21 protein-coding genes are annotated in these 24246 nt (G+C 73.9%); 11 read left to right on the forward strand and 10 right to left on the reverse strand.

Features of this window, described 5'->3' with window-relative positions:
• Nucleotides 1-37: 37 nt before the first annotated feature.
• Nucleotides 38-889 (forward strand): formate dehydrogenase accessory sulfurtransferase FdhD, encoded by an 852-nt coding sequence (gene fdhD / locus AB0C04_RS00615; RefSeq protein ID WP_357046515.1) that lies wholly within the window; start codon nt 38-40, stop codon nt 887-889.
• Here fdhD and AB0C04_RS00620 read toward each other — a convergent pair.
• The gene (locus AB0C04_RS00620) at nt 879-1586 is read right to left on the reverse strand and encodes a GAP family protein (RefSeq protein WP_357046517.1); all 708 of its coding nucleotides are present in this window, start codon (nt 1584-1586) and stop codon (nt 879-881) included. The genes fdhD and AB0C04_RS00620 overlap by 11 nt on opposite strands.
• Nucleotides 1587-1703: 117 nt before the next feature.
• On the reverse strand, nt 1704-2747 hold the full coding sequence (locus AB0C04_RS00625) for a DUF4192 domain-containing protein (protein WP_357046519.1): 1044 nt from the start codon (nt 2745-2747) through the stop codon (nt 1704-1706).
• A 137-nt stretch (nt 2748-2884) separates the two neighbouring features.
• On the opposite strand from AB0C04_RS00625, the gene AB0C04_RS00630 reads away from it, so the two are divergent.
• The 5 genes from AB0C04_RS00630 (at nt 2885) to AB0C04_RS00650 (ending at nt 9668) form a co-directional block, all read left to right on the forward strand.
• Nucleotides 2885-3835 (forward strand): fructosamine kinase family protein, encoded by a 951-nt coding sequence (locus AB0C04_RS00630; protein ID WP_357046521.1) that lies wholly within the window; start codon nt 2885-2887, stop codon nt 3833-3835.
• On the forward strand, nt 3832-4845 hold the full coding sequence (gene moaA, locus AB0C04_RS00635) for a GTP 3',8-cyclase MoaA (RefSeq protein WP_357046523.1): 1014 nt from the start codon (nt 3832-3834) through the stop codon (nt 4843-4845). The genes AB0C04_RS00630 and moaA overlap by 4 nt, the downstream gene beginning before the upstream one ends.
• Nucleotides 4846-4847: 2 nt before the next feature.
• Complete coding sequence (locus AB0C04_RS00640) at nt 4848-5123, forward strand: MoaD/ThiS family protein (protein WP_357046525.1); 276 nt, start codon at nt 4848-4850, stop codon at nt 5121-5123.
• 11 nt (nt 5124-5134) lie between these two features.
• Nucleotides 5135-6379 (forward strand): metallophosphoesterase, encoded by a 1245-nt coding sequence (locus AB0C04_RS00645; protein WP_357046527.1) that lies wholly within the window; start codon nt 5135-5137, stop codon nt 6377-6379.
• A 97-nt stretch (nt 6380-6476) separates the two neighbouring features.
• Nucleotides 6477-9668 (forward strand): UvrD-helicase domain-containing protein, encoded by a 3192-nt coding sequence (locus tag AB0C04_RS00650; protein WP_357046529.1) that lies wholly within the window; start codon nt 6477-6479, stop codon nt 9666-9668.
• 235 nt (nt 9669-9903) lie between these two features.
• On the opposite strand, the gene AB0C04_RS00655 is transcribed toward AB0C04_RS00650, so the two are convergent.
• Nucleotides 9904-10581, reverse strand: coding sequence for an A24 family peptidase (locus AB0C04_RS00655; RefSeq protein WP_357046531.1), 678 nt, complete (start codon nt 10579-10581; stop codon nt 9904-9906).
• A gap of 11 nt (nt 10582-10592) precedes the next feature.
• The gene (locus tag AB0C04_RS00660) at nt 10593-11609 is read right to left on the reverse strand and encodes an EamA family transporter (protein WP_357046533.1); all 1017 of its coding nucleotides are present in this window, start codon (nt 11607-11609) and stop codon (nt 10593-10595) included.
• Nucleotides 11610-11978: 369 nt separating this feature from the next.
• Here AB0C04_RS00660 and AB0C04_RS00665 point away from each other — a divergent pair, with 369 nt between their 5' ends.
• The 3 genes from AB0C04_RS00665 to AB0C04_RS00675 all read left to right on the forward strand — a co-directional run bounded on the left by AB0C04_RS00665 (nt 11979) and on the right by AB0C04_RS00675 (nt 14668).
• Entirely contained in the window at nt 11979-12467 is a 489-nt protein-coding gene (locus AB0C04_RS00665) for a hypothetical protein (protein WP_357049019.1), read from the forward strand.
• 421 nt (nt 12468-12888) lie between these two features.
• On the forward strand, nt 12889-13293 hold the full coding sequence (locus tag AB0C04_RS00670; RefSeq protein ID WP_357049022.1) for a hypothetical protein: 405 nt from the start codon (nt 12889-12891) through the stop codon (nt 13291-13293).
• A gap of 133 nt (nt 13294-13426) precedes the next feature.
• A complete protein-coding gene (locus tag AB0C04_RS00675) occupies nt 13427-14668 on the forward strand; it encodes an ATP-binding protein (RefSeq protein WP_357046535.1) in 1242 nt (413 codons plus the stop codon).
• Between the two features lie 43 nt (nt 14669-14711).
• Here the strand turns inward: AB0C04_RS00675 and AB0C04_RS00680 are convergent, their stop codons facing one another.
• Nucleotides 14712-15257, reverse strand: coding sequence for an N-acetyltransferase (locus tag AB0C04_RS00680; RefSeq protein ID WP_357046537.1), 546 nt, complete (start codon nt 15255-15257; stop codon nt 14712-14714).
• A gap of 134 nt (nt 15258-15391) precedes the next feature.
• Here AB0C04_RS00680 and AB0C04_RS00685 point away from each other — a divergent pair, with 134 nt between their 5' ends.
• Nucleotides 15392-15937 carry a DoxX family protein gene (locus AB0C04_RS00685; protein WP_357046539.1) on the forward strand — a complete coding sequence of 182 codons (546 nt, stop codon included), beginning with the start codon at nt 15392-15394 and terminating at the stop codon, nt 15935-15937.
• Between the two features lie 217 nt (nt 15938-16154).
• A complete protein-coding gene (locus AB0C04_RS00690; protein ID WP_357046542.1) occupies nt 16155-17630 on the forward strand; it encodes a glycosyltransferase 87 family protein in 1476 nt (491 codons plus the stop codon).
• 31 nt (nt 17631-17661) lie between these two features.
• On the opposite strand, the gene AB0C04_RS00695 is transcribed toward AB0C04_RS00690, so the two are convergent.
• The 5 genes from AB0C04_RS00695 to AB0C04_RS00715 form a co-directional block, all read right to left on the reverse strand.
• Nucleotides 17662-18090, reverse strand: coding sequence for a molybdenum cofactor biosynthesis protein MoaE (locus tag AB0C04_RS00695; RefSeq protein ID WP_357046544.1), 429 nt, complete (start codon nt 18088-18090; stop codon nt 17662-17664).
• On the reverse strand, nt 18087-19346 hold the full coding sequence (locus tag AB0C04_RS00700) for a molybdopterin molybdotransferase MoeA (RefSeq protein ID WP_357046546.1): 1260 nt from the start codon (nt 19344-19346) through the stop codon (nt 18087-18089). The genes AB0C04_RS00695 and AB0C04_RS00700 overlap by 4 nt, the downstream gene beginning before the upstream one ends.
• Nucleotides 19347-19396: 50 nt before the next feature.
• A complete protein-coding gene (locus AB0C04_RS00705) occupies nt 19397-19867 on the reverse strand; it encodes a MogA/MoaB family molybdenum cofactor biosynthesis protein (protein WP_350868745.1) in 471 nt (156 codons plus the stop codon).
• On the reverse strand, nt 19864-20355 hold the full coding sequence (moaC, locus tag AB0C04_RS00710; RefSeq protein ID WP_357046549.1) for a cyclic pyranopterin monophosphate synthase MoaC: 492 nt from the start codon (nt 20353-20355) through the stop codon (nt 19864-19866). The genes AB0C04_RS00705 and moaC overlap by 4 nt, the downstream gene beginning before the upstream one ends.
• Before the next feature lie 296 nt (nt 20356-20651).
• Nucleotides 20652-23753 carry a BTAD domain-containing putative transcriptional regulator gene (locus AB0C04_RS00715; protein WP_357046551.1) on the reverse strand — a complete coding sequence of 1034 codons (3102 nt, stop codon included), beginning with the start codon at nt 23751-23753 and terminating at the stop codon, nt 20652-20654.
• Between the last annotated feature and the right edge of the window lie 493 nt (nt 23754-24246).

The raw sequence follows: 24246 nt of genomic DNA on the forward strand, positions 1-24246 counted from the left end.
CGTGCGGACGCCCGGACGCGGGGTGCAGGATGGCGGGATGGGACGGGCGACTGACCGACGTGGCGTACTCCGGATCGACCTCGACGGCGTGGCCGGCCCGTCGGTCCGCCGGCCGGACAACCTGGCCGTGGAGGAGCCGCTGGAGATCCGGGTGGGTGCGGCCGGGCCGGGCCGGCGTGAACCACTCGCGGTGACCATGCGCACCCCCGGCGACGACCTCGACCTGGCGATCGGTTTCCTGCTGACTGAGGGGCTGATCCGGTCGACCGACGACGTGCACACCGCGCAGCTCTGCGCCGGGGCGGAAACTCCGAACACGTACAACGTGGTGGACGTGGTGCTCAGCCCCGGCGTGCCGGAGCCGGCCACCGACCCGGCCCGGAACTTCTACACCACCAGCTCGTGCGGGGTGTGCGGCAAGGCCAGCATCGACGCCGTCCGGACCCGCTCGCTCTTCCCCGTCGCCGATGATCCGCTCACCGTGCCGGCCGCCCTCCTCGCCGAGCTGCCTGACCGGCTGCGCGCGGCGCAACGCGGCTTCGACCGCACCGGTGGCCTGCACGCGGCGGGCCTGTTCACCGCGGACGGGCAGCTGCTCGTGCTGCGCGAGGACGTCGGGCGGCACAACGCCGTCGACAAGGTGGTCGGCTGGGCGGTGCGGGAACGCCGACTGCCGCTGGCCGGGCATCTGTTGATGGTCTCCGGGCGGGCGAGCTTCGAGCTGACCCAGAAGGCGTGGATGGCCGGGCTGCCGCTGCTCGCGGCGGTCTCCGCGCCGAGCACCCTCGCCGCCGACCTGGCCGAGGAGGCCGGGATGACCCTGGTCGGCTTCCTGCGCGGCCGGACGATGAACGTTTACGCCGGCCCGGCCCGGATCCTCACCGATTGAGCAGGTCGAACAGGTCCAGCCGGAGGGCGGCGTCGCGGGCGACCAGGAAGCCGGCGATGCCGAGGACCCAGCCGAGCGCGCTGCCGGCCTTCTCGGTGATCCAGGCGTTCAGCCGGGCGAGCACCGGCTCGATCAGCCTCGGGACGGCCACCCGGGCGGCCAGCAGCAGCACGGCCGGCACCACCATCACCAGGCAGTAGCCGGTCAGCAGCGCCGCCACCGTCGGCGCGCCCAGATCGGCGGACGCCAGCAGGCTCACCGCGCCGAGGTACGGCAGCATGGTGGCCACCTCGGCCAACGCGGCGAGCAGCGCCAACCCGACCAGCCAGCGGGCCGAGGAGTCCCCACTGGTGGCCCGGTCGCGCCAGCGCAGCACCCCGCCGGAGCGGCGCCGCCGCTTGCCGTCGTAGCGGAAGCTGAGCGCGAAGAGCGCGATGCCGAGCGCCAGCTGCGCCCAGAGCACCGGTCGCTGGTCCAGCGCCCCGCCGAGCGCGTCGGCCAGCCGGGTGCCACCCCAGACCAGCAGCAGCCCGACCGCGAGGTAGAAGGCGGCGATCGTGCCGAGGTACGCCAGGATCCGCGGCACGCTGACCCGGCCCGGCGCGAGCAGCAGCCAGATCGGGATGAAGAGGGTGCCGATGCTGGTGCTGTCGATCAACGCCAGCCCGGCGAGTGAGAGCAGGAGTCCGACGCTCATCTGGTCACCAAGGGGGGTACGGGCACCTGACCATCCTCCGGTCGCGCGGGCCGCGCCGAGTCGACCCGGGGAACGAACCTGGCGTACATCGTTCGACGGACGGCGGTTCCCGGCCGGTCAGCGCCCGGCGCGGCGGCTCCGCTTGCGGCGCACCACGCCGGGCAGCCCGACCGCCGGCCAGCCGTCCAGCTCGGAGGGCGGCACGCCCCGGCGGAGCAGGTCGTCCAGGAGCAGCGCGAGGGAGTAGTCCGGGTGCACGGCGAGCGCCCGCTCCAACGCGACCGCCGCCAGCGCGCCCTGGCCGGCCCGCCAGGCGGCGAAGGTGAGCAGGCTCGCCGGCGCGGCGATCAGCTCCGGCTCGGCCCGGCGCAGCACGTCCGTCCAGAGGGCGATGTCCCGTTCCCGCCCGTCGGTGCGTTCCCAGGCGTGGTCGCGTACCGGCAGGTGGGTCAGGAGCAGGGTCAGCCAGGCCACCTCGGCGTCGTCGAGGCGCTCGCCCCGGCGCTGCCGGCGCAGCGCGTCGCGTACCGCCGCCACCCCGGCGGCGCGCAGTGAGCGTCCGCCCAGCAGGTCACTGCCGGGAGCCCGCTCGACCAGGCCCACCAGCCGCCGCTCGGCGTCGTCGGTGGCCCGCCGCATGGCCAGCCGGGCCGGGCCCTGCACCGGGGACACCTGCGCCGCCAGGGCCGCCCGGTCGGGCAGGGCCACCTGCCCGGCGAAGACCGCGGACGCGGTGACCTGACTGGCGCCCGGGTCGTACGGCCGACCTTCCGGCGGGCAGCAACCCGCCTCGGTGCACAGGTAGGACCACCACCGACCGTCGGTGACCCGCAGCGCGTCGAGCAGCGCCAGACCCGCCTCGGTCAACGCGGCGCGGACGGCGTCGACGGTCGGGGTCACCTGCGCCGCCGGCCCGTAGCCGACGACGGTGGCGGCGTCCGCGCGCTGACGGTGGACGACGCCGGCCAGATGCTGGGCCGGGCCGGCCGGGTCGGCGGTGGGCTCGGGCAGGTCGGCCCGGGCGGCGAAGACGATCTGCCGACCGCGCAGCGCCACCACGACCACGCTCTCGGCGGGGTGGAAGCCGAGCAGGTAGGGCACGGCGGCGATCAGGTCGGCGGGTGAGCGGACGGCGAGCCGGGGGCGGTCGGTCGAGGACATGGAGGCAGCCTGCGACCCGGCGCGGACGCCGCGCTGCCCTTGTGGACGACACGCTGTCCATCCACAGACACGGAGAGTATTTCGCCTGCTCAGCCGCGTATGCCACGGCGCTCGGCGGGAGGGGCTACGGTGCGCTGATGGACCTCGCGTACCTGCGCGCGCATCCGGCCCACCTGCCGACGTTCCTGACCCACCAACGGATCCGGGAGACGCCGGTCGCCGGCGGGGACATCTGCACCGCGTCCCGGCTCACCCTGGACGACGGCCACTCGGTCTTCGCCAAGACCTGGCCGGAGCGCGCCGGGCGACCGGTGCCGGAGGGCTTCTTCGCCGCGGAAGCGGCCGGGCTGCGCTGGCTGGCGGCGGCCGGCACCGTGGCCGCGACCGGCGCCGCGGTCGCTGCGGACGTGGTGCCGGTGCCCGAGGTGATCGTGGTGCTGCCGGAGCTGCTCGCCCTGCAGTGGGTGCAGCCCGGCGAGTCGAGCCCGGAGGCGGCCGAGCGGTTCGGCCGGGAGTTGGCCGCGCTGCACCGGGTCGGCGCGCCGACCTTCGGGGCGGAGTGGACCGGGTTCATCGGGGCGCTGCCCCAGGACAACACGCCGGAGGAAGGCCCCTGGGCGGCCTGGTTCGCCCGACGGCGACTGACGCCGTACCTGCGCCGCTCGGTGGCCGGTGGGGCGCTCACCGCGGCCGACGCGGCCCTGGTCGAGGAGGTCATCGACCGGGTCGGCGAGTTCGGCGGGGACGAGCCACCGGCGCGGATCCACGGTGACCTGTGGCCGGGCAACGTGCTCTGGGGCGCCGACGACCGCGCCTGGCTGGTCGACCCGGCCGCGCACGGCGGGCACCGGGAGACCGACCTGGCCCAGCTGGCGCTCTTCGGCGGCGCGCCGCACCTGGACCGGATCCTCGCCGCCTATCAGGAGACGTGGCCGCTGGCCGAGGGGTGGCGGGAACGGGTGCCGCTGCACCAGCTGCACCTGCTGCTGGTGCACACCGCGCTCTTCGGCGCCGGATACCGCGATGCGGTCACCCGCGCCGCCCGAGCCGCCCTGAACGGGGTCGGGCGCGCTACGGTCGACACGTGAGCGTCGCCATACCGACCGACGGCGTCCTCGTCGACCGGTTCGGCCGCGTCGCCCGGGACCTGCGCGTGTCACTGACCGACAAGTGCAATCTGCGCTGCACCTACTGCATGCCGGCCGAGGGGCTGCCCTGGCTGGCCGGCCCGGAGCTGCTGACCGACGACGAGATCGTCCGGCTGGTCCGGATCGCCGTCGAGCAGCTCGGCGTGACCGAGGTCCGGTTCACCGGCGGTGAGCCGCTGATCCGCCCCGGGCTGGTCGACATCGTCACCGCGGTGGCCGCTCTCGAACCGCGCCCCACGATCTCGCTGACCACCAACGGCATCGGTCTGGACCGGCTCGCACCGGCGCTGCGCGCCGCCGGGCTGGACCGGGTGAACGTCAGCCTGGACACCCTGGACCCGGCCCGGTTCGCCGACCTCACCCGCCGGCCCCGGCTCGACGCCGTCCTGGCCGGCCTGACCGGCGCGGTGGCGGCCGGCCTTGACCCGGTCAAAATCAACAGCGTGCTGATGCGCGGCGTCAACGACGACGAGGCCCCGGCGCTGCTCCGGTTCGCCCTCGACCACGGCTACGAGCTGCGGTTCATCGAACAGATGCCGCTGGACGCGCAGCACGGCTGGGACCGGGCCGCCATGGTCACCGCCGACGAGATCCTCGCGTCGCTGCGCCGGGAGTTCGACCTGCGTACCGATCCCGCGGAGCGGGGCGCGGCGCCGGCCGAGACGTGGTTGGTCGACGGCGGCCCGGCCCGGGTCGGCGTGATCGCCAGCGTCACCCGTCCGTTCTGCGGTGACTGCGACCGGACCCGGGTGACCGCGGACGGCCAGGTCCGCGCCTGCCTCTTCGCCACCGAGGAGTCCGACCTGCGCGGCGCGCTGCGCGGCGGGGCGGACGACGACGGCCTGGCCGACCGCTGGCGGCGCGCGATGTGGGGCAAGCGGGCCGGGCACGGCATCGACGATCCGAGTTTCCTGCAACCAGCCCGACCGATGTCGGCCATCGGAGGGTGACGGTGACCGACCCGACGCGGCCGGTCGGCGCCGCGCAGCTCACCGTCCGCTACTTCGCCGGTGCCCGGGCGGCGGCCGGCCGCACCGAGGAGGCCGTACCCGCCGGGAGGTCGCTCGACGATCTCACGACCGAGTTGGCCGAACGGCACGGTGACCGGCTCGCCGGCGTGCTGCGGGTGGCGAGTTTCCTCGTCGACGGCGTCACCTGTCATGATCGTCAAACGCCGTTGCCGGCCGGGGCCACGATCGACGTCCTGCCCCCCTTCGCGGGCGGCTGAAGGAGGCGTACGTGCTGTCGGTCCTGGCGTTCGTGGGCACCATCGCCCTGATCACCGGCCTGATCCACCTCTACCTGTGGAAGCGGCTGGTTCGCGACACCACCAGGCCGGGTCGCTGGCGGCGGATCGGTGGCGTCACCGCTGTGGTGCTCGCCGTGCTCGTGCCCGCCGCGCTGGTGGGCACCCGGGCCGAGCTGCACTGGCTGGCCTGGCCGGGCTACCTCTGGCTCGCGCTGATGTTCTACCTGCTGGTGCTGCTCGTGGTGCTGGAGGTGCCGATGCTGGTGGCCCGGTTGGTGCTGCGCCGCAGGGTGACCGCCGCCGAGTCGACCGCCGCCGCGCCCGAGCCGGTGCTCGTCGGCGCCGCCGGGCCGGCCGACCCGCCCGCCGCCGACGCGGTCGCGCAGCCCGACCACGATCCGTCCCGCCGGTTGCTGCTCGCCCGGGGGGCCGCCGTCTTCGCCGGCCTCACCGCCGTCGGCGTCGCCGGGTACGGCGTGCGCACCGCCTTCGGCCCGCCGGAACTGGACCGGGTACGCATCCCGCTGGCCAAGCTGCCCAGGAGCATGGACGGCCTGCGCATCGCCACCGTCTCCGACATCCACCTCGGGCCGCTGCTCGGTCGGGGGCACACCGAGCGGATCGTCGCCGCCATCAACCGGCTCGACGCCGACCTGGTCGCGGTGGTCGGCGACCTGGTCGACGGTACGGTCGCGGAGCTCGGCGAGGCGGCTGCCCCGCTGCGCGACCTGCGCTCCCGCTACGGCAACTTCTTCGTCACCGGCAACCACGAGTACTACTCCGGGGTGGAGGAGTGGGTGCGGGAGGTGGACCGGCTCGGCCTGCGGGTGCTCCAGAACCAGCGGGTGGAGATTCCCGCGCGCGGCGGCGTGCTGGACCTGGCCGGCGTGAACGACGTGTCCGGGGCGCAGTTGAGCGCCGCCGCCGGGCCGGACTACGCCGCGGCGCTCGGTGACCGCGACCCGGCCCGCCCGGTGGTGCTCCTCGCCCACCAGCCGATCGCCGCGGTCGAGGCGGCGAAGTTCGGTGTCGACCTGCAGCTGTCCGGGCACACCCACGGCGGCCAGATGGTGCCGTTCAACCTCGCGGTCAAGCTGGAGCAGCCGGTGGTCTCCGGGCTGGGTGAGGTGGACGGCACCAAGGTCTACGTCACCAACGGCGCCGGTTTCTGGGGTCCACCGGTGCGGGTCGGCGCCAACCCCCAGATCACCCTCGTCGAGCTCCGCGCCCCCTGACCGGTCCCGGCACCCGCCGGGAAGAAGTGAGGATTGCGCGGGTCACGTGTGTGCGTGGCGGCGGGCGGCAGCCCGGGCGGGCGTGACAGGATGCGGCGTGCCTCCGTTCAGCGCCGCACCCCCCGGTGGCCTCCCGCCGTTCGTCGCGGACCTGCACATCCACTCGAAGTACTCCCGCGCGTGCAGCCGTGACCTCACCCTGCCGAACCTCGGCTGGTGGGCCCGGCGCAAGGGCATCGGCGTGCTCGGCACCGGTGACTTCACCCATCCCGCCTGGTACGACCACCTACGCGAGACGCTGCATCCGGCCGAGCCCGGCCTCTACCGGCTCAGCCCGGAGGCGGAGCGGGACATCGCCCGGCGGCTGCCGCCCCGCCTGGCGAGCGAGGCCGAGAGCGACCCCGTCCGGTTCATGCTCAGCGTGGAGATCTCCACGATCTACAAGCGGGACGACCGGACCCGCAAGGTGCACCACCTGGTCTACCTGCCCGATCTGGACGCGGTCGAGCGGTTCAACACCGCGCTCGGCCGGATCGGCAACCTCGGCTCCGACGGCCGCCCGATCCTCGGCCTGGACTCCCGTGACCTGCTGGAGATCACGCTTGAGGCGAGCCCGGACGGCTACCTGGTGCCGGCGCACATCTGGACGCCCTGGTTCTCGGCGCTCGGCTCGAAGTCCGGCTTCGACGCGATCGCCGACTGCTACGCCGACCTCGCCGAGCACATCTTCGCGGTGGAGACGGGCCTGTCGTCGGACCCGGAGATGAACTGGCGGGTCGGCAGCCTGGACGCGTACCGGCTGGTGTCCAACTCGGATGCGCACTCCCCGCCGGCGCTGGCCCGGGAGGCGACCGTCTTCGCCACCGCCCGCGACTACTTCGCGGTCCGGGACGCGCTGCGCACGGGCGACGGGCTCGCCGGCACCGTCGAATTCTTCCCCGAGGAGGGGAAGTACCACGCGGACGGCCACCGGCTCTGCGGGGTCAGCTGGGCCCCGGAGCGGACCCGGGCGGCCGACGGGCGCTGCCCGGAGTGCGGGAAGCCGCTGACCGTGGGCGTACTGAGCCGGGTCGAGGAGCTGGCCGACCGGCCGGTGGGGCACCGTCCGGCGCACGCCCGCGAGGTGACCCACCTGGTTCCGCTGGCCGAGATCCTCGGCGAGATCAACGGCGTCGGGGCCCGGTCCAAGAAGGTGGAGGGCAAGCTCAACGAGCTGCTCGCCGCGCTCGGCCCCGAGCTGGAGATCCTGACCCGCACCCCACTCGACGATCTCGCCCGGGTCGGTGGCGAACTGCTCGGCGAGGGGATCGGCCGGTTGCGCCGGGGCGAGGTCCACCGGGTGCCCGGCTACGACGGCGAGTACGGCGTGATCACCCTCTTCGACCCGGCCGAGCTGCGCGGGCAGTCGGGCAGCGCGCAGGCGGAGACGCTCTTCGACGTACCCGTGCCGGCGCAGCGGAAGCCGACGGAGCCGGCGTCGAAGCCGCGCACCAAGCGCCCGACGGCGGCCAAGGCCGAACCGAAGCGGAAGCCGGCGGCCCCGCCGCCCCCGATCGCCCCGCCGCCCTCGCCACACGAGCCGTTCGAGCCGATGCTCGCCGGCATGGAGGAGGTCGGCACCGGTCTGCTGGACCGGCTCGACGCGATGCAGCGGGTGGCCGCGTCCGCGCCGGGTGGCCCGCTGCTCATCGTGGCCGGCCCGGGCACCGGCAAAACCCGGACGCTGACCCACCGGATCGCGTACCTCTGCGCCGAGCTGAACGTCTTCCCCGAGCAGTGCCTGGCGATCACCTTCACCCGGCGGGCGGCGGAGGAGCTGCGGCACCGCCTCGACGGCCTGCTCGGTCCGGTCGCCGAGGATGTCACGGTCGGCACCTTCCACTCGCTCGGGCTGGCCATCCTCCGGGAGAACGCCGACGCCGCCGGCCTGCCGGCGGACTTCCGGATCGCCGATGACGCCGACCGGGCGGCCGCCCGCAGCGAAGCCGGCGACGACCCGGCGGCGTACACCGCGCTACTGCGCAAGCAGGACCTGGTCGACCTGGACGAGCTGCTCACCCTGCCGGTGGCGCTGCTGCGCGAGGATCGGACGCTGGTCGAGCGCTACCGGGACCGCTGGCGTTGGATCTTCGTCGACGAGTACCAGGACGTCGACGCCGTGCAGTACGAGCTGCTGCGGCTGCTCAGCCCCGCGGACGGCAACCTCTGCGCGATCGGCGATCCGGACCAGGCCATCTACTCGTTCCGCGGCGCGGACGTGGGCTACTTCCTGCGCTTCTCGCAGGACTTCACCGACGCCCGGTTGGTCCGGCTGAACCGCAACTACCGATCCTCGGCGCCGATCCTGGCCGCCGCGGTGCAGGCCATCGCGCCGTCGTCGCTGGTCCGGGGCCGCCGGCTGGACCCGGCCCGGCTGGACCCGGAGGCCCCGCTGGTCGGCCGCTATCCCGCGGCCTCCGTCGCCGACGAGGCCGATTTCCTGGTACGCACCATCGACGAGCTGGTCGGCGGTCTGTCGCACCGGTCGCTGGACTCCGGCCGGATCGACGGCCGGTCCACCTCGCTCTCCTTCTCCGACATCGCGGTGCTCTACCGCACCGACTCGCAGGCCGCGCCGATCGTGGACGCGCTCGCCCGGGCCAACATTCCGGTGCAGAAGCGCTCACACGACCGGCTGCGCGATCGCCCGGGGGTGACCGCGATCGCTCGGGAGCTGCGGCACGCCGACGGGCTCGGCGGCGGCCTGCCGGCCCGGGTCCGGCTCGCCGGGCAGGTGCTGGCCGAGCGGTTCGCCGCACCCACCCTGGACGGCTCGGGCGTGGTACGGCCCGAGGAGGTCCGGGCGGCGGTCGACCTGCTCACTCCGCTGGCCCGGCGCTGCGGCGACGACCTGCCGCTCTTCCTCTCCCAACTGGCCACCGGCGCCGAGGTGGACGCGTTGGACCCGCGCGCCGAGGCGGTCACGCTGCTCACCCTGCACGCCGCCAAGGGGCTGGAGTTCCCGGTGGTCTTCCTGGTCGGCGCCGAGGACGGGTTGCTGCCGCTGCGCTGGCCGGGCTCGACACCCGACGAGGACGCGGTCGCGGAGGAGCGGCGGCTCTTCTTCGTCGGGCTGACGCGCGCTCAGGACCGGCTCTACGTCAGCCACGCGGCCCGCCGCACCCGGCAGGGGACGGAACGTGACTGCGCCCCCTCGCCGTTCCTCGACGTGATCGACCCGGGCCTGTTCGAGCGGTTCGGCGAGACCGAGCCCCGCCGGCCGAAGGACCGCCAGCTCCGCCTGATCTGACCGGGTCAGGCCCGCGGCCGGGCCGCCGACGCGGGCCCGCCGGGTCGGGGAGCGGCCGAGCCGGGCCGGGAGCGGCCGAGCCGGGCCCGGTCGGCCACATGGTTGTAAGCGATATACCTCAGAGTCATATTGATGCCTCTCAGGTATATCGCTCACCAGCACGGCCGGGCGGCGGGCATCCGTCGGAAGCTGGGGCACGGCCGTGCCGGTGGCGTGCACCAGAGTGCGGAAGGTGTCAGGCGAGGAGAGCGGCCAGCCAGGCACCGACGAGGATCGCCGGGCCGAACGGCAGAGCGGTGTCCCGCCGGACCTGGCGGGTGGCGAGCAGCGCGAGCACCACGAGGCCGTTGAGCACGTGCGGCAGGACCAGCGCCCAACCGAGGGTCGGCCAGCCCAGCCAACCGAGCGGCAGGCCGAGCGCGGCGGCGAGCTTCACGTCGCCGGCGCCGAGCCGGGAGCCGGGCAGCAGCGCCAGCGCCAGGTAGACGGCGAGTGAGACGGCGGCACCGGCCACGGCCAGCGCCAGCCGGGCCGGGGTGCCGCCGACGAGTGCGGCCACGACCAGTGCGAGCGCGGCGGCGCCGGTGGCCGTGGTCACCAGCGGGTCGGGGAGCCGCAGGCAGGCCAGATCCACCACGGCCAGCACCAGCCCGACCGCCGCGACCAGCAGGAACGCCGGCAGGGCCGGATCGGCCCCCCGGGCCGCGGCGAGCCCGCCGAAGACCACCGCCCCGGCCACGCCCAGGACGATCCGGCCGCCGGTAGAGCCCATGGTGCGGGCGATCCGGCAGTCGCCGGAGGTCCCGGTGGCGTCCGGGGAGGCGGCGGGCAGGAAGCGGCCAGCGAGGGTCGGCGTGGCGACGCCGGCGACGACGCCGAGGAGCGCCGCTGCGGTCACCAGTCCCGCCGACACGGGCCGGGATGCTACCGGCGGGGCGCGGCCGGTTCCGCCCCGTCGCGCGCCCGGCGGGGCCGCTCGGTGCTCACCACCAGGGCCACGCCGGCCACGATCACCGCACCGCCGAGCAGAACCTGCGTGGTGATCGGCTCGGCCACCAGCACCGCGCCGAGCGCCACCGCCACCACCGGGTTGACGTAGGCGTACGTCGCGACGAGCGAGATCGGCGCGTGGTGCAGCAGCCAGACGTACGCGGTGAAGGCGACCAGCGAGCCGGCGACCATCAGGTAACCGAGCGCGAGCCAGGAGCGGGTGCTCACCTGGCTCGGGTCGAAGCCGTGCATCTCGCCCCGGCCGAGGGCGAGCACGGCGAGCACCACCGCCCCGGCGATCATCTCGTAGACGGTGGCGACGAACGGGTCGGCGGGCATCCGGATCCGCCCGGAGAGGAACGACCCGATCGACCAGCAGACGGCCCCCGCCACCACGGTGAGCGCCCCGGCCAGCGGCACATTGTCCGCCCCACCGGTCGGCAGGACCAGCAGGACCAGGCCGAGGAAGCCGAGGGTGACGCCGGCGAAGGTCCAGAACCGGGGTCGGTCCCCGGTGGCCGAGCGGAGCAGTACGACCAGCAGCGGCACGGTGGCGACCAGCAGCGCGGCGATCCCGGAGGGCAGCGCCGTCCCGGGGGGACCGGATTCGGCGAGCACCACCAGCCCGTTGCCGCCCGCGAGCAGCAGCACCCCCACGAGCGCCGCGGAGCCGAGCTGCCGCCGGTCGACGCGGAGCGCGCCCGGCCCCCGGCGGATCCGGAGCACGAGCGCCAGCACCACGGCGGCGGCGGCGAACCGGGCCGCCGCCGAGGCGAGCGGCGGCAGGGTCTCGACCGCGATCCGGATGCCGAGATAGGTGGAGCCCCAGAGCAGGTAGACCACGATCAGGGCGGTCCAGATCAGGCTCGGGGCGGTTGCGGCGGAGGCGATTACGGCGGGCCGTCCGGAAGGATCGGCGGGCCGGGTCGCACTTGGCGGAGTCGAGCTCATCGCTGGTCCACGCTACGGTGACCTCGGCGTCGGCGTCCCGCCTTGGTGGCCGGCCTCTCACCACTCCCGCAGGAGGCGTGCATGGCGAACTACGGATCTGCGGGCGGCGGCTCCCGGGAACCGTGGCAGGGGCGACCGGCTGAGCAGCCGTACGGGCCGCCGGCCGGGCAGCCCGGATGGGGTGAACCGAGGCCACGCTACGACGACGGCTCCCGCTACGACGACGGCTCCCGCTACGGCACCGAGTACCAGACGGAGTACCAGTACGACGCCGATCCCCGCTACACCTCGGAGCCCCGCTACGCGCCCGAGCCACATCCGGCACCCGCGCCGGGCTACGACACCTCCGCCTACCCAGGTGGCGGCGCGGTGACGTACGGCGGTGATCCGGCGCCGCCGCCCCCGCGGCGCGGTCGCGGGCCGTTGATCGCGGTGCTGGCGGTCGTCACGCTGCTCGTGCTGGCCGGCGGTGCGGCGCTCTTCGTCCTCCTCGGCCAGGACGAGCCGGCACCGGTGGCGGGGCCGACCGAGCCGGCGACGGCCGGGGGGCCGGACGCGGACGTCGCCGATCCGACGGACGTGCCGAGCGCGCCCGCACCGGAGTCGTCGGCCGACCCGCGGTTCGTCAAGGTCGGGCAGTGCGTCCGCAACGAGGGTACGGCCGGTGGGAAGCCGAAGCTGCTGATCAGCGACTGCGCCCCGAAGTCGTACGAGGTGCTGCGCCGCATCGAGGGTGCGACCAGTGGGGAGAAGGACGCCGAGGCGAAATGCGCCAAGGTGTCGGGCTACACCAACTGGTACTTCTTCGACAGCGAGCTGGACACCCTCGACTTCGTCCTCTGCCTGAAGCAGCGCTGACCCACGCACCCCGGGGGATGAGATGAGCACCTACGGACCACCCGGTTCCGGCCAGCCGGACGACACCGAGCCACCCACCCAACCGCAATGGGGTCCGCCCCCGGCCCAAGGCGCCGAGCGCGGCGAGCCACCCACCCAACCGCAATGGGCCCCGCCCCCGGCCCAGGGCGCCGAGCCACCGACGGCACCGATGTGGGGGCCGCCGCCCACCTCCGGCTCCGGCTATCCGCCGCCGGGTGGCGCGGCCGGGTCACCGCCACCCGGGCCCTTTCCGCCGGCCGGCCCGGCGCCCGCTCCGGCCGCCGGCCAGTGGGGCGCGCCGCCGGCCGGGCCCGGCGGCTACGGAATGCCACCGACCCCGGGCGGCTACGGAATGCCGCCGGCCGCCCCGCCGGCGAAGAGACGCGGCGGCCGGATCGCGCTGATCGTCATCCTGGCGGTGCTGCTCCTGCTCTGCCCCTGCCTCGCGCTGAGCGGTTGGGCCGTGTGGCGGGTGACGAACGGCGATTCGACGACCTCGGCACCGGCGCCGTCACTGGGTGCCCCCGTCGAGCCGTCCGCCGGGCCGTCGTCGGCCGGACCGAGCCCGAGCGAGGACGACGAGGAGTTCGCCACCGGCGACTGCGTGGTCAACGACGGCACGGACAACGAGGCCGAACTGCGCAAGGTGCCGTGCGGCCCGAACACGTACCAGGTGCTGCTGCGGATTCCGGCGACGACCGACGGCGACCGGTGCGAGACGCTGGCGCCGCAGGCCACCGCGAACTACGTCCACGACAACACGATCGACGTGCTGGACTACGTGCTCTGCCTCAAGGAGCGGTAGCCGTAGCCAAAACTAGGGCTGTCTAGCGTGGAGGCTAGACAGCCCTAGTTTTATGTCGACCGCCCCGACACGCCGGTAGCCCCATCTATCCATGTCTAGCCCGGCAGCTAGACGGCCCGATACTCTGCGATGCGTGGATCCGGTCCGCAACCCGTACGCCCCGGGCGCCGGCCAGCGCCCGCCCGAACTCGCCGGGCGGGGGCGGGAGCTGGACGTCTTCGACGTCGTACTGGAACGCATCGCCCGAGGGCGGCCGGAGCGGAGCCTGATGCTCACCGGTCTGCGCGGCGTCGGCAAGACCGTCCTGCTCAACACCCTCCGCTCACAGGCGATCAGCCGACTCTGGGGCACCGGCAAGATCGAAGCCCGGCCGGACCAGTCCCTGCGCCGTCCGGTGGCCGCCGCGCTGCACATGGCCGTGCGGGAACTCGCCCCCCGACACCGCGCGCCGGACCGGATCGACGCGTTCCTCGGCGTACTCAAGGCGTTCGCGCTGCGCGCCACGCCCGCCGGCCGGGCCGGGACCGCGACCAAGCTGCGCGACCGCTGGCAGCCCGGCATCGACGTGCCCGCCAGCAGCGGCCGGGCCGACTCCGGGGACATCGAGATCGACCTGGTCGAGCTGCTGAGCGATGCGGCGGCGGTCGCCAGCGACGTGGGCACCGGCATCGCCATCTTCATCGACGAGATGCAGGATCTCAGCCCCGAGGACGTCTCAGCGCTCTGCGCCGCCTGCCACGAACTCTCCCAGCTCGGCGCGCCACTGATCGTGGTCGGCGCCGGCCTGCCCCATCTGCCGGCCGTGCTCAGCGCGGCGAAGTCCTACTCGGAACGGCTCTTCCGCTACCAGCGCATCGACCGGCTCGACCGGATCGCCGCCGACCAGGCGTTCTGCGCGCCGGCGGAGCGCGAGGAGGTGGAGTACGAGCAGAAGGCGCTCGACCTGCTCTACGAGAAGTCCGGCGGCTACCCCTACTTCGTCCAGGCGTACGGGAAGGCCACCTGGGACCACGCCCCGCGCTCCCCGATCACCGCCGCGGACGTCCGGGTCGCCGCCCCCGAGGCCGAGGCGGAGCTGGCCGTCGGCTTCTTCGGCTCCCGGTTCGAGCGGGCCACCCCGGCTGAGCGCGAGTACATGCGGGCGATGGCCACCCTGTCGCTGGTGGAGGCCGAGACGGGCGGCCCGGTCCGGGACGACATGGACGCGGCGGTGCCGACCGCGGAGATAGCCCGGTCCCTCGGCCGCAAGCCGGCCAGCCTCTCCCCGGCCCGGGACGCCCTGATCAAGAAGGGCCTGATCTACTCCGGCGAGCGGGGCACCGTCGCGTTCACCGTGCCGCACTTCGGCCGGTACCTGCGGACCCAGCCGGCCTGACCGCGGCCCGGCCTGCGCCCCGACCCCGGTCGGGCGGCGCTGCTCAGACCTTGGACCAGGGGGGCGGAAAGACGACCTCGCCCTGCGGCGGCGGGCCGGCGTCGCTGGTCGACGGGGGCAGCACCAGGCACTGCCAGGGCTCGCCCAGCCCCGACCACGGGCTGGTCAGTCCCATCCGATCGGCCCGCTCGAAGCCGAACCGCCGGTAGTAGCCCGGGTCGCCGAGCACCACGACCAGTCGCTCACCCAGCTCGGTGGCGGCGTCCAACGAGGCCTGCACCACGGCGGTGCCGTGCCCGACCCGTTGCCGGTGTGGGGCCACCGCCAGTGGCCCGAGTGCCAGCGCCGGCTGCGAACCACGCTCGGACTTCACCCGGACCCGAGTGAGCAGTGCGTAGCCGACGACCTCACCGCCGTACTCGGCGACCATGGCGAGCTCCGGAATCCAGACCTCGCTGCCCCGCAGCTCGTCGACCAGGCCCACCTCGGGCGGGGTGGCCACGTCGGGGCGCGCGAACGCGGCGGCCAGCACCCGCCTGACCGGGCCGGCGTCGGCCGGGTCCTCGGGTCGCAGCCGCAACGTCGTCACCCGCGCGACGTTACCCGCCGGAGGCGGTCCATCCGCGACGGTCGCTCGATTCGGCGTGGCGCAGCGTGCACCGTCGCCGATCCGGATCGGCGGTTGCAGGGGTGGCCGGGGTCGCGAGGGGGTATGACTGAGCCATGAAACCCGTACGCTCTCTCGCCCGCGCCATGTTGAGCGGCATCTTCGTGGTCAGCGGGTACCGCAACTTCACCAACCCCGGCCGACTGGTGCCGTCGGCCGAGCCGCTGACCGACCGGGTGGCGCCGCTGATCCAGCGGGTCAACCCCCGCCTCCCCACCGACACCGCGACCCTGATCCGGGCCAACGCGGCGGTGCAGGTCGGCGCCGGGCTGATGTTCGCCACCGGGCGGCTCACCCGGCCGGCGGCGCTGGTGCTGGCCGGCACGCTGGTGCCGGTGACCCTCGCCGGGCATCCCTTCTGGAACAACGACGACCCCCTCGCGCGGACCAACAACCAGATCCACTTCCTGAAGAACGTCGGCCTTTTCGGTGGGCTGCTGCTCGCCGCCGCCGACACCGAGGGTAAGCCGGGACTGCGCTGGCGGACCGGCCACCGCATCGGCCACTCTCGACGTTCGGTGGGTCGGGCCGTCCGTACTGCCCGGCGGGAGACCCGGATCGCCGTCCGGTCCGCTGCCACCGCGCGACGAATCCCTGGTTGACCTGCATCTATACCTCCCCTCGGTCGCCCCACCCCTCCCAACACCGCGAATCACCTGAACCACCCGGTAGGCGTTAACGCGGTGGAAATGTCAAAAACATGTGTGGGATCGGACACGGTCGCATAACGCGGGAGGCACTAACGTGAGGCGCCGTTCTAGGCTCCGTGCAGGACCTGGACGGGTAGGACGACGACCTTGGTATGGGGGTGGCCACGCCGTGCCGACGACCGTCGGGAGACGGGCGGACCGCCTCGCCCTCGTTCAGCGGGTCACGAGTGGGATCGATCGCACGGTCACGACGGCGCTGGTCGGGGGACGACTCGGGACACTGGTACGGGCCGGCATCGTGGCCTTCGTCGCCTACGCCGCCTGGCTCGCCGTCGGCGTCTTCGGGCGGCCGTACAACTTCTTCGACATGAAGATCTACCACGGCGCGATCGTGTGGTGGGCCAGCGGTCACGAGCTCTACGAGTTCATCGCCCCGGACACCACCCTCGGATTCACCTACCCGCCGTTCGCCGGCCTGGTCATGCTGCCGATGGCGCATCTGCCGGTGCAGGCGGCCGGTCTGGTCAACGCGCTGGCCAGCCTCGCCGCGCTGGCGGTCGTACTGGCCGGCCTGCTCCGCCCGATCGTCGACCGGCTCGCCTGGCCGCTGTGGTTCTCGGTCGCCATCGCGGTGCCGCTCGCCGCGGCCATCGAACCGGCCCGGGAGACGCTCGGCTACGGCCAGGTCAACCTGCTGCTCTTCGCGCTGATCATCGCCGACATGATCGGTCTCCGCTGGCGCTCCCGCCGCGGCACCCACGCGGCGGCCGAGGACGGCCCGTTGCTGCGGTTCATCTACAGCGGCGCCTGGGCGGGCGCCGGCATCGGGCTGGCCACCGCGGTCAAGCTCACCCCCGCGCTCTTCATCGCCTACCTGATGATCACCCGGCAGTGGCGGGCCGCGTTCACCGCGATCGGCACCACGATCGGGGTCACCGTCGGCACGTTCGCGGTCGTCGGCAACGAGTCGCGCGCCTACTTCGGCAGCGTCCTGTGGCAGACCGAGCGGGTCGGGGCGGCCGACATGACCCCGAACCAGTCGCTGGCCGGGCTGCTGGCCCGCCTCTACGACTCGATCGAGACGCCCGGCCTGCTCTGGTTGGCGTTCTCCGTGCTGATCCTGGCGCTGGGCCTGTCCCGGGCGGCCAACTCACACGCTGACGGCGACGAGCTGACCGCGTTCACCCTGGTCGGGCTGACCGCCAACGTGATCAGCCCGATCTCCTGGACGCACCACCTGGTGTGGGTGATCCCGGCGATCATCGTGCTGGCCGACGCCGCGGTACGCCGCCGCGAGGCGAGCCGGGGCCCGGCGCACCGGGCCGCCCACCTGTCCGGGCACGGTGGCCTGCCGGGGGTGAGCGGGCTGCGCCCGCCGATCTGGTACCCGACGTTGACCGGGCTGCGGCACGGCGTCGCCGCGATCGGGCTCTACCTGCTCTTCCTGGTCTCCCCGATCTGGCCGTACGAGCACCAGTTGCCCGAGGTCTCGCACTACCAGGACGGTCTCTTCGGCGCGCTGATGGAGAACTCGCTGGCGGTCGCGCTGATCGTGCTGGTCGCCGGGCTGCCCTGGCGGCCGGGGGCGGAGCCGGTGTTCTACAGCGACCGGATGGGCCGGGTCTCGGTCAACGCCCGCCGCTGAGCGCCGGGCCGCGACCCGGCGACCGCACCGGTCACGGGCAGTTGACCCACTCCTCGGTGCCGTCGGCGAAGACCTGACGCTTCCAGATCGGCAGTCGCGCCTTCACCTCGTCGACCAGCCGCGCGCAGGCCGTGAACGCGGCGGCCCGGTGTGCCGTACTGACCGCCGCGACCAGGGCCACGTCGCCGATGGCGAGCGGACCGACCCGGTGCGACACGGCGACCGCGTACACCTCGGGGTCCGCGGCGATCTCGGCCGCCACCTCGCGCAGGATCTGCTGGGCGCTCGGATGGCCCTCGTACTCCAGGCTGGTCACCGCCCGACCGTCGTCGTGGTCGCGGACCACACCCTGGAAGGAGACCACCGCCCCGGCCCGGGCGTCGGCGACCGCCGCCTCGTGCGCGGCCAGGTCGAGCGGCCGGTCGGTGACCTCACCGAAGGCGAGCGCCGGCGCGGTCACGACGTCCGCTCCCCGGGCAGCAGCGGCAGCGGCACCACCGGCACCGGCGAGCCGGGCTCGCCGCTGGTGCCCGGGCGGATCACCGCGAAGCCGTCCGCGCCGGCGAGCCCACGCAGCATCGCCGAGCCGACGTGCCGCACCGGGTGGGCGGTACCGGCCGCCCGGTCCAGCCGGACCAGGGCGAGATGGGTGAAGTCACCTCGGCCGGACACGGGCTCGGCCAGGGTGACCTGCGGCAGCACCGGCATCGACCGGCCCTGCAGGCCGGCTAGCAGCGGTGCGACCAGCGAGACCAGCGCGACGATCGCGGACTGCGGGTTGCCCGGCAGCCCGGCCACGAAGCGGACCCGCCCGTCGGCGTCGGTCAGCCGGGCCAGCAGCATCGGGAACCCCGGCCGGACGGCGACCGTGTTGACCACGTAGTCGGCGCCGAGCTCGGCCAGCGCCGGGTGCAGGTGATCGACCGGGCCGTGCATCGTGCCGCCCGTGGTGCAGACCAGATCGGCGCCGCCCAGGGCCGCGCGCAACGCCGCGACGTGCGCGGGAAGGGTGTCCGCCACCGGGCCGATGACGTCGTCGGCGGTCAGCTCGCAGCCGTAGCGGCGCAGCCAGGCCGGCACCGCCGGGCCGAGCGCGTCGCGGACCCGGCCGGCGCCGGGCGGGCCCGCCGTCAGCAGCTCGTCGCCGAAGACCAGCAGCGCGGCACGCGGCGCGCGACGCACCGGCAGGGTGTCGTAGCCGCACGAGGCGGCCAGCCCGATCACCGCCGGGTCGACCGGCGTCCCGGCCGGTAGCAGTTGCTCCCCGGCGTACGCCTCCTCGCCCGGCTCGCGCCACTCCGGCGTGGCCCGCGGCGTGCCGGCGACCCGGCCGTCCAGCGTCCGCTCGGACTCCTCGATCCGGAGCACCGCCGTGGTGCCTGCGGGCACCATCGCGCCGGTGGCGATCTCGACGGTGGTGCCGTCCTCGGTCAGCGGCGGTGGGCTGCCGCCGGCGAGCACCCGGCCGACGACCTCCCAGGGCCCGGCGCCGCGCACCGCCCAGCCGTCCACGCTGGAGGTGGGGAAGGCGGGCAGGTCGGTGCGCGTGGTCAGCGGCTCGGCGAGGGTCTGCCCGTCGGTCTCGACGAGCGGTCGGGCGACCACCGGAAGCGCGGCGGCCAGACCGGCTGCGTGGACCCGGGCACGCGCCTGATCCCAGCCGACCGGCGGCGGCGCGGGGGCGCGGTCGGCGGCCGGTGCGGTTTCGGTTCTCACCCGCCGAGCCTATCGGGGCAGCGGACGCGGTGCCGGCGCAGTGACCCCGCTCAGTGGTCGCCGCCGCGCAGCTGGTCGACGGCGTGGACGAGGATCGGGCCGAGCACGGCGAGCCCGTCGCGCGCGCCGCCGGTGGAGCCGGGCAGGTTGACCACCAGCATCCGACCGGCCACCCCGGCCAGGCCCCGGGAGAGCGCCGAGGTGGGCACCCGGTCGCGGCTGTGGGCGCGGATCGCCTCGGCGATGCCGGGGATCTCGTAGTCGAGCAGCGCCCGGGTCACATCCGGCGTCCGGTCGGACGGTGTGATGCCGGTGCCACCGCTGGTCAGCACCACGTCGACCCCGTCGGCCAGCGCGGCCCGCAGCGCGGCACCGACCGGCTCACCGTCGGGCACCACGACCGGCTCGTCGACCTGGCAGCCGAGCTCACGCAGGCCGGCGACGAGCAGCGGGCCGCTGGTGTCGGCGTAGACGCCGGCGGCGGCCCGGTTGGAGGCCACCACCACCCGCGCCCGGATCACGGCCGGTCCTGCGGGCGGACCCACTCGCCGGTCTTGCCGCCCTCCTTGCGCAGCACCCGCACCGCCTCGACCGAGGCCGCCGGGTCGACCGCCTTGACCATGTCGACCAGGGCGAGGCCGGCGACCGCGACGGCGGTCAGGGCCTCCATCTCCACCCCCGTCCGGTCGGCCGTCCGCGCGGTGGCGGTGATCTCGACCGTTTCGGCGGTGAGTCGCAGGTCGACGGTGACCGCGTGTAGCGCGATCGGGTGGCAGAGCGGGATCAGGTCGGGCGTGCGCTTGGCGCCCATGATGCCGGCGAGCCGGCCGACGGCCAGCGCGTCGCCCTTCGGCAGGCCGTCGCGGCGGAGCAGGTCGACCACCTCGGACGTGGTCCGGAGCCGGCCGGCGGCGACCGCCGACCGCCCGGTCACCGCCTTGGCGGAGACGTCGACCATGCGGGCCGCGCCGGCCGCGTCGACGTGGCTGAGCTGCGCGGGTTCGGTCACGGCCGCGAGCCTATCCTCCGGGTACGACCGGAACCTGCCCCCTGGCCCGTCCGACCGACTGGTGGTGGGGAGGAGCGACGCCCGGCACTCCGCGCGCCGCGGTGCTGTCGGCGCGACCGCACGGCCTGACGCCGCCTCTCCCCACCTACCCGCCGCCAAAGTCGCTGGGGGGGACCCGAGCAGCGGGCGATTCGGCGACCCGGTCCTGACCGCAGGCCAGAACCTCCCCCGTTGGCCGACACCGCGACGACGCTAGCGAGGCCGGCGATAAGAAATCGATAAGCGCGGCGGCCACCTCACCGCGACCGCTGTCGCTCGACGGCCGGGGGCTCGGCCAGCCGGCGCTCCACCTCGACGCGTTCCGGCACGCCCATCCGGCGGAAGATGGCCAACGCCCGCTCCCAGTGCCGGCGCGCCTCGACCGGCTCGGTACGCGCGAAGTGCTCGGCCAGCCCGGCCAACGCCCGGCCCTGCTCGTACGGATGCCCGATCCGGGTCGCGAGCCGCAGCGCGGCGGCGTACATCTCGGCGGACTCGTCCACCCGTCCGGCCACCGCGAGGGTCCGGCCGAGTTCGTTCAGTGCCGCCGCCTCCACATGGCGCTCGCCCGAGTCGGCCGCCAGCGTTCTGGCCAGCTCGTGCTCGCGCTGGGCCTCGACCAGCCGACCGAGGGCGCGGAACGCGGCACCGAGGTCGTTGCGTACCTCTGCTTCCGCATAGCGGTGACCGGTCCGGTCGCGCAGCGCCAGCGAGGCCCGTAACAGCCGGATCGCCTGCCGATGCCGGCCGAGGCGCACCTTGACCCCGCCGATGTGGCTCAACGCGTTGAGGATGTGGAATTCGCTGTGGCTGATCCGCGCCCAGTAGAGATGGAGCCGGTGGACACGCAGGGCGTCCTGGTAACGACCGGATGCTGCCAGGGCGAGCCCGACGTTGGGCAGGCCGACGGAGATGTCGTGTCCGTCGCGGCCCCGTGGATCCCGAAGGCTCTCCAGCCCGACCGCCACCGCCTGTCGCAGGTCACCCCGGAGCCAGTAGACGACGACCAGGTTGGCCCGGTACCGGAACAGGTTCCGGCTGTCCCCCTCCTGCTCGGCGACGGCGGCGGCTCGGGACAGGTGATCCAGCGCGGGCCGATAGTTGCCGGTCCGGACGTACGCGGAGGCCAGGTAGTTGTTCATCGAGGCGATGCCGTGCGCGTCGCCGTCCGCGTCGGCCGCGGCCAACCCGCGCCGGTGCGTCAGCAGGATGTCGTCGAAGTACGCGCGGATGTAGCAGAACCGCCAGAGGCACCGGGCCAACCGCCAGGCGTACCCGTGCAGACCCGCCTCCTGCGCGCCGGCGACGAGGGCGACCAGCTCGGCCCGCTCCCGCGCCAACCAGTCGACAGTCGGTGGGCCGACAGCCTCCAGCAGTTCGGGACGGCGCGGGGGCGGCGGCGCCACCTGGTCCCGGATGAAGTCGGGCTCGAGCAACTCGGCCACCCGCAGCGACGCGTTGAGCGCGAAGTCGAGCAGCTCGGCCAGGGCCGATTGACGGGTCTCGGCGGAGTCCTCGCGCGCGGACAGCTCCGACGAGTACTGCCGGAGCAGGTCGTGCATGCGGTAGCGGCCGGTCTCCACCTCTTCGATCAGGTAGCCGTCGACGAGCTCGTCGAGCGCGCGGCTCGCGGTGTCGATCGGGAGTCCGGCGAGCGCCACCGCCATGGCGAAGTCGATCTTGTTGCCCGGATGCAGGCTCAGCATTCGGAACATCCGTCTGGCGGGCTCGCTCAGCGGCTCGTACGACGTGGCGAAGACGCCGGCCAGCGTGCGCTCCTCCTCGGAGAGCTGGCCGAGCGCGTGGGAGCCGTCGGCCAGGAGTTCGGCCAGATGGGCGACGCGCCAGCTGCGACGCCGGGCCAGCCGGGAGCCGGCCAGCCGGATCGCCAACGGCAGGTACCCGCACCGGCGTACGACCGTGGCGGCCGCCTCCGGTTCGGCCCGCACCCGGTCGGCGCCGGCCGCGCGGGCGAGCAGCGCGAGCCCTTCCTCGGTGGTCATTCCCGGTAGCGACTCCGGCGGCCCCACGTCCAGGCCGGTGAGCCGCCGGCGTGAAGTGACGATGAGCACCGTTCCCGTGAGCACCGGCAGCAGCGGTCGTACCTGCTCGCCGCTGGCGGCGTTGTCGAGGACGACGACGCAGCGGCGTCCGGCCAGTTCGCGTCGCCACGCCTCGACCCGGCACGCCAGCTCGGCCGGGATCTGCTGTCCCGGTACGCCCAGTTGACGCAGCAGGGTGGCCAGTGCGCCGGCCGGCTCGACCGGCTCCTCACCGCCGTGGCCGCGCAGGTCGATGAAGAGTTGCGCGTCGGGATAACGGGCGGCCAGCCGGTGCGCCACGTGTACGGCGAGAGCCGTCTTACCGCTGCCGGCCATCCCGTCGATGACGTGCACCGCGGAGGTCAGCTCCTCCACCCGCCGGGTCTCGGCCAACAACCGCTCGGTGGTTTCGCCGCGTCCGACGAAGTCGGTCACCTGCCGGGGCAGCCAGTTGACACCGCCGGACCGTTCCGCGGACGCCGCCGGTGCTCCTGGCCGCTGCCCACCCGAGCGGGTCAGCCCGGCCCTCGTCCGGGGAATCACCGTCTGCTGCCCGGCGCCGGCCGGCTGCCGCTCGTCCGCGTCGTCCACGGCCCGCCGGAAGCGCTGGAGCTCGGCGCCCGGCTCGATGCCGAGCTGCCCGCGCAGCGCGTCGCGCGCGCTGCGGTACGCGGCGATCGCTTCGGCCCGGTCGCCCCGCTGGTACAACGCCCGCATCAGCAGCAGGTGCGCGGACTCCCGGAGCGGGTGGAGGCCGAGCAGCTCGCGAAGCAGCGGGATGGCCTGTTCGCCCCGGCCCGATCGCATCCAGGCGTCGGCCAGGAGCTCGACGGCCAGCAGCCGCATCTCCTCGGCGGCCACGGTCCGCGCGGTCAGCACCGGTCCGAGCGGAACGCCGGCGAGCATCGGCCCCTGCCACCGGCCCACGGCCCGTTCGAGCAGCTCCGCGGCCGGGTCCAGCGCGCCCTCGTCGAACGCGACCCGGGCCTGTCGGTACTCGGCCTCGAAACGGTTGACGTCAATCTGTTCGAGCCCGACCTGCAACCGATAGCCGCTTGCGTGTCGCACCAGGACTTCCGCGCCGGGTGCCAGTGTCTCGAAGTTCCGCCGCAGATTGGCGGCGTAGGTACGCACGTTCGCAACGGCGGATCGTGGCGGTTCGGCGGCCCAGAGTTCATCCACCAGATCGTCGACGGTCACGAGCTGACCAGGCTGTGCCACGAGCAACGCGAGAACGGTCTGTTGTTTCGGCGTCCCCGGGTGCAGGCTGCTCGCCGAAAGTTGCACCGCAAGGCCACCCAGAACGCGAATCTCCACCGGTCCCTCTACTTTGGCCGCAATTGGGTATTCACATGATCACGCCTCGAAGCATAGGACCGGAGGTCACCGAAGTGGCGGCACATTCCGGCACCCGGACCGTCACCCTGCGCGACGGTGGCCCGCTGCAGCGGCGCCATCCGATCCGATCGCACAACGCATCCGAAGTGCGGATGAAGGATCCGGCGACCTTAGCGACACTGGACTGGCAACCGACCGTTAACGTTCAGCGGTATCGGCGACACTGCGGTGGATTTGTCGAATGAGTTAAGCGCGCTCCGCTCAGGAGTGCGGACAGAACGTGACAAACCAGCGCCATCTTGGCTTATGTTGCGCATACCGACATTAATGCTTCCGTATCACTCACTAACTCTCCTACGCTCGCCCCTACAAAGACGCCCCTTAGCGGGGGCGCCGGCGATCGGGGAGGGAGACCTGTCATGCGCAGCACCGAGTGGAACTGAGCTCTTATCAAGCCCGGAACGCGAGAGGT

Origin of the sequence: Micromonospora sp. NPDC048909, assembly GCF_040649635.1 — a bacterium.
Lineage (GTDB): Bacteria > Actinomycetota > Actinomycetes > Mycobacteriales > Micromonosporaceae > Micromonospora.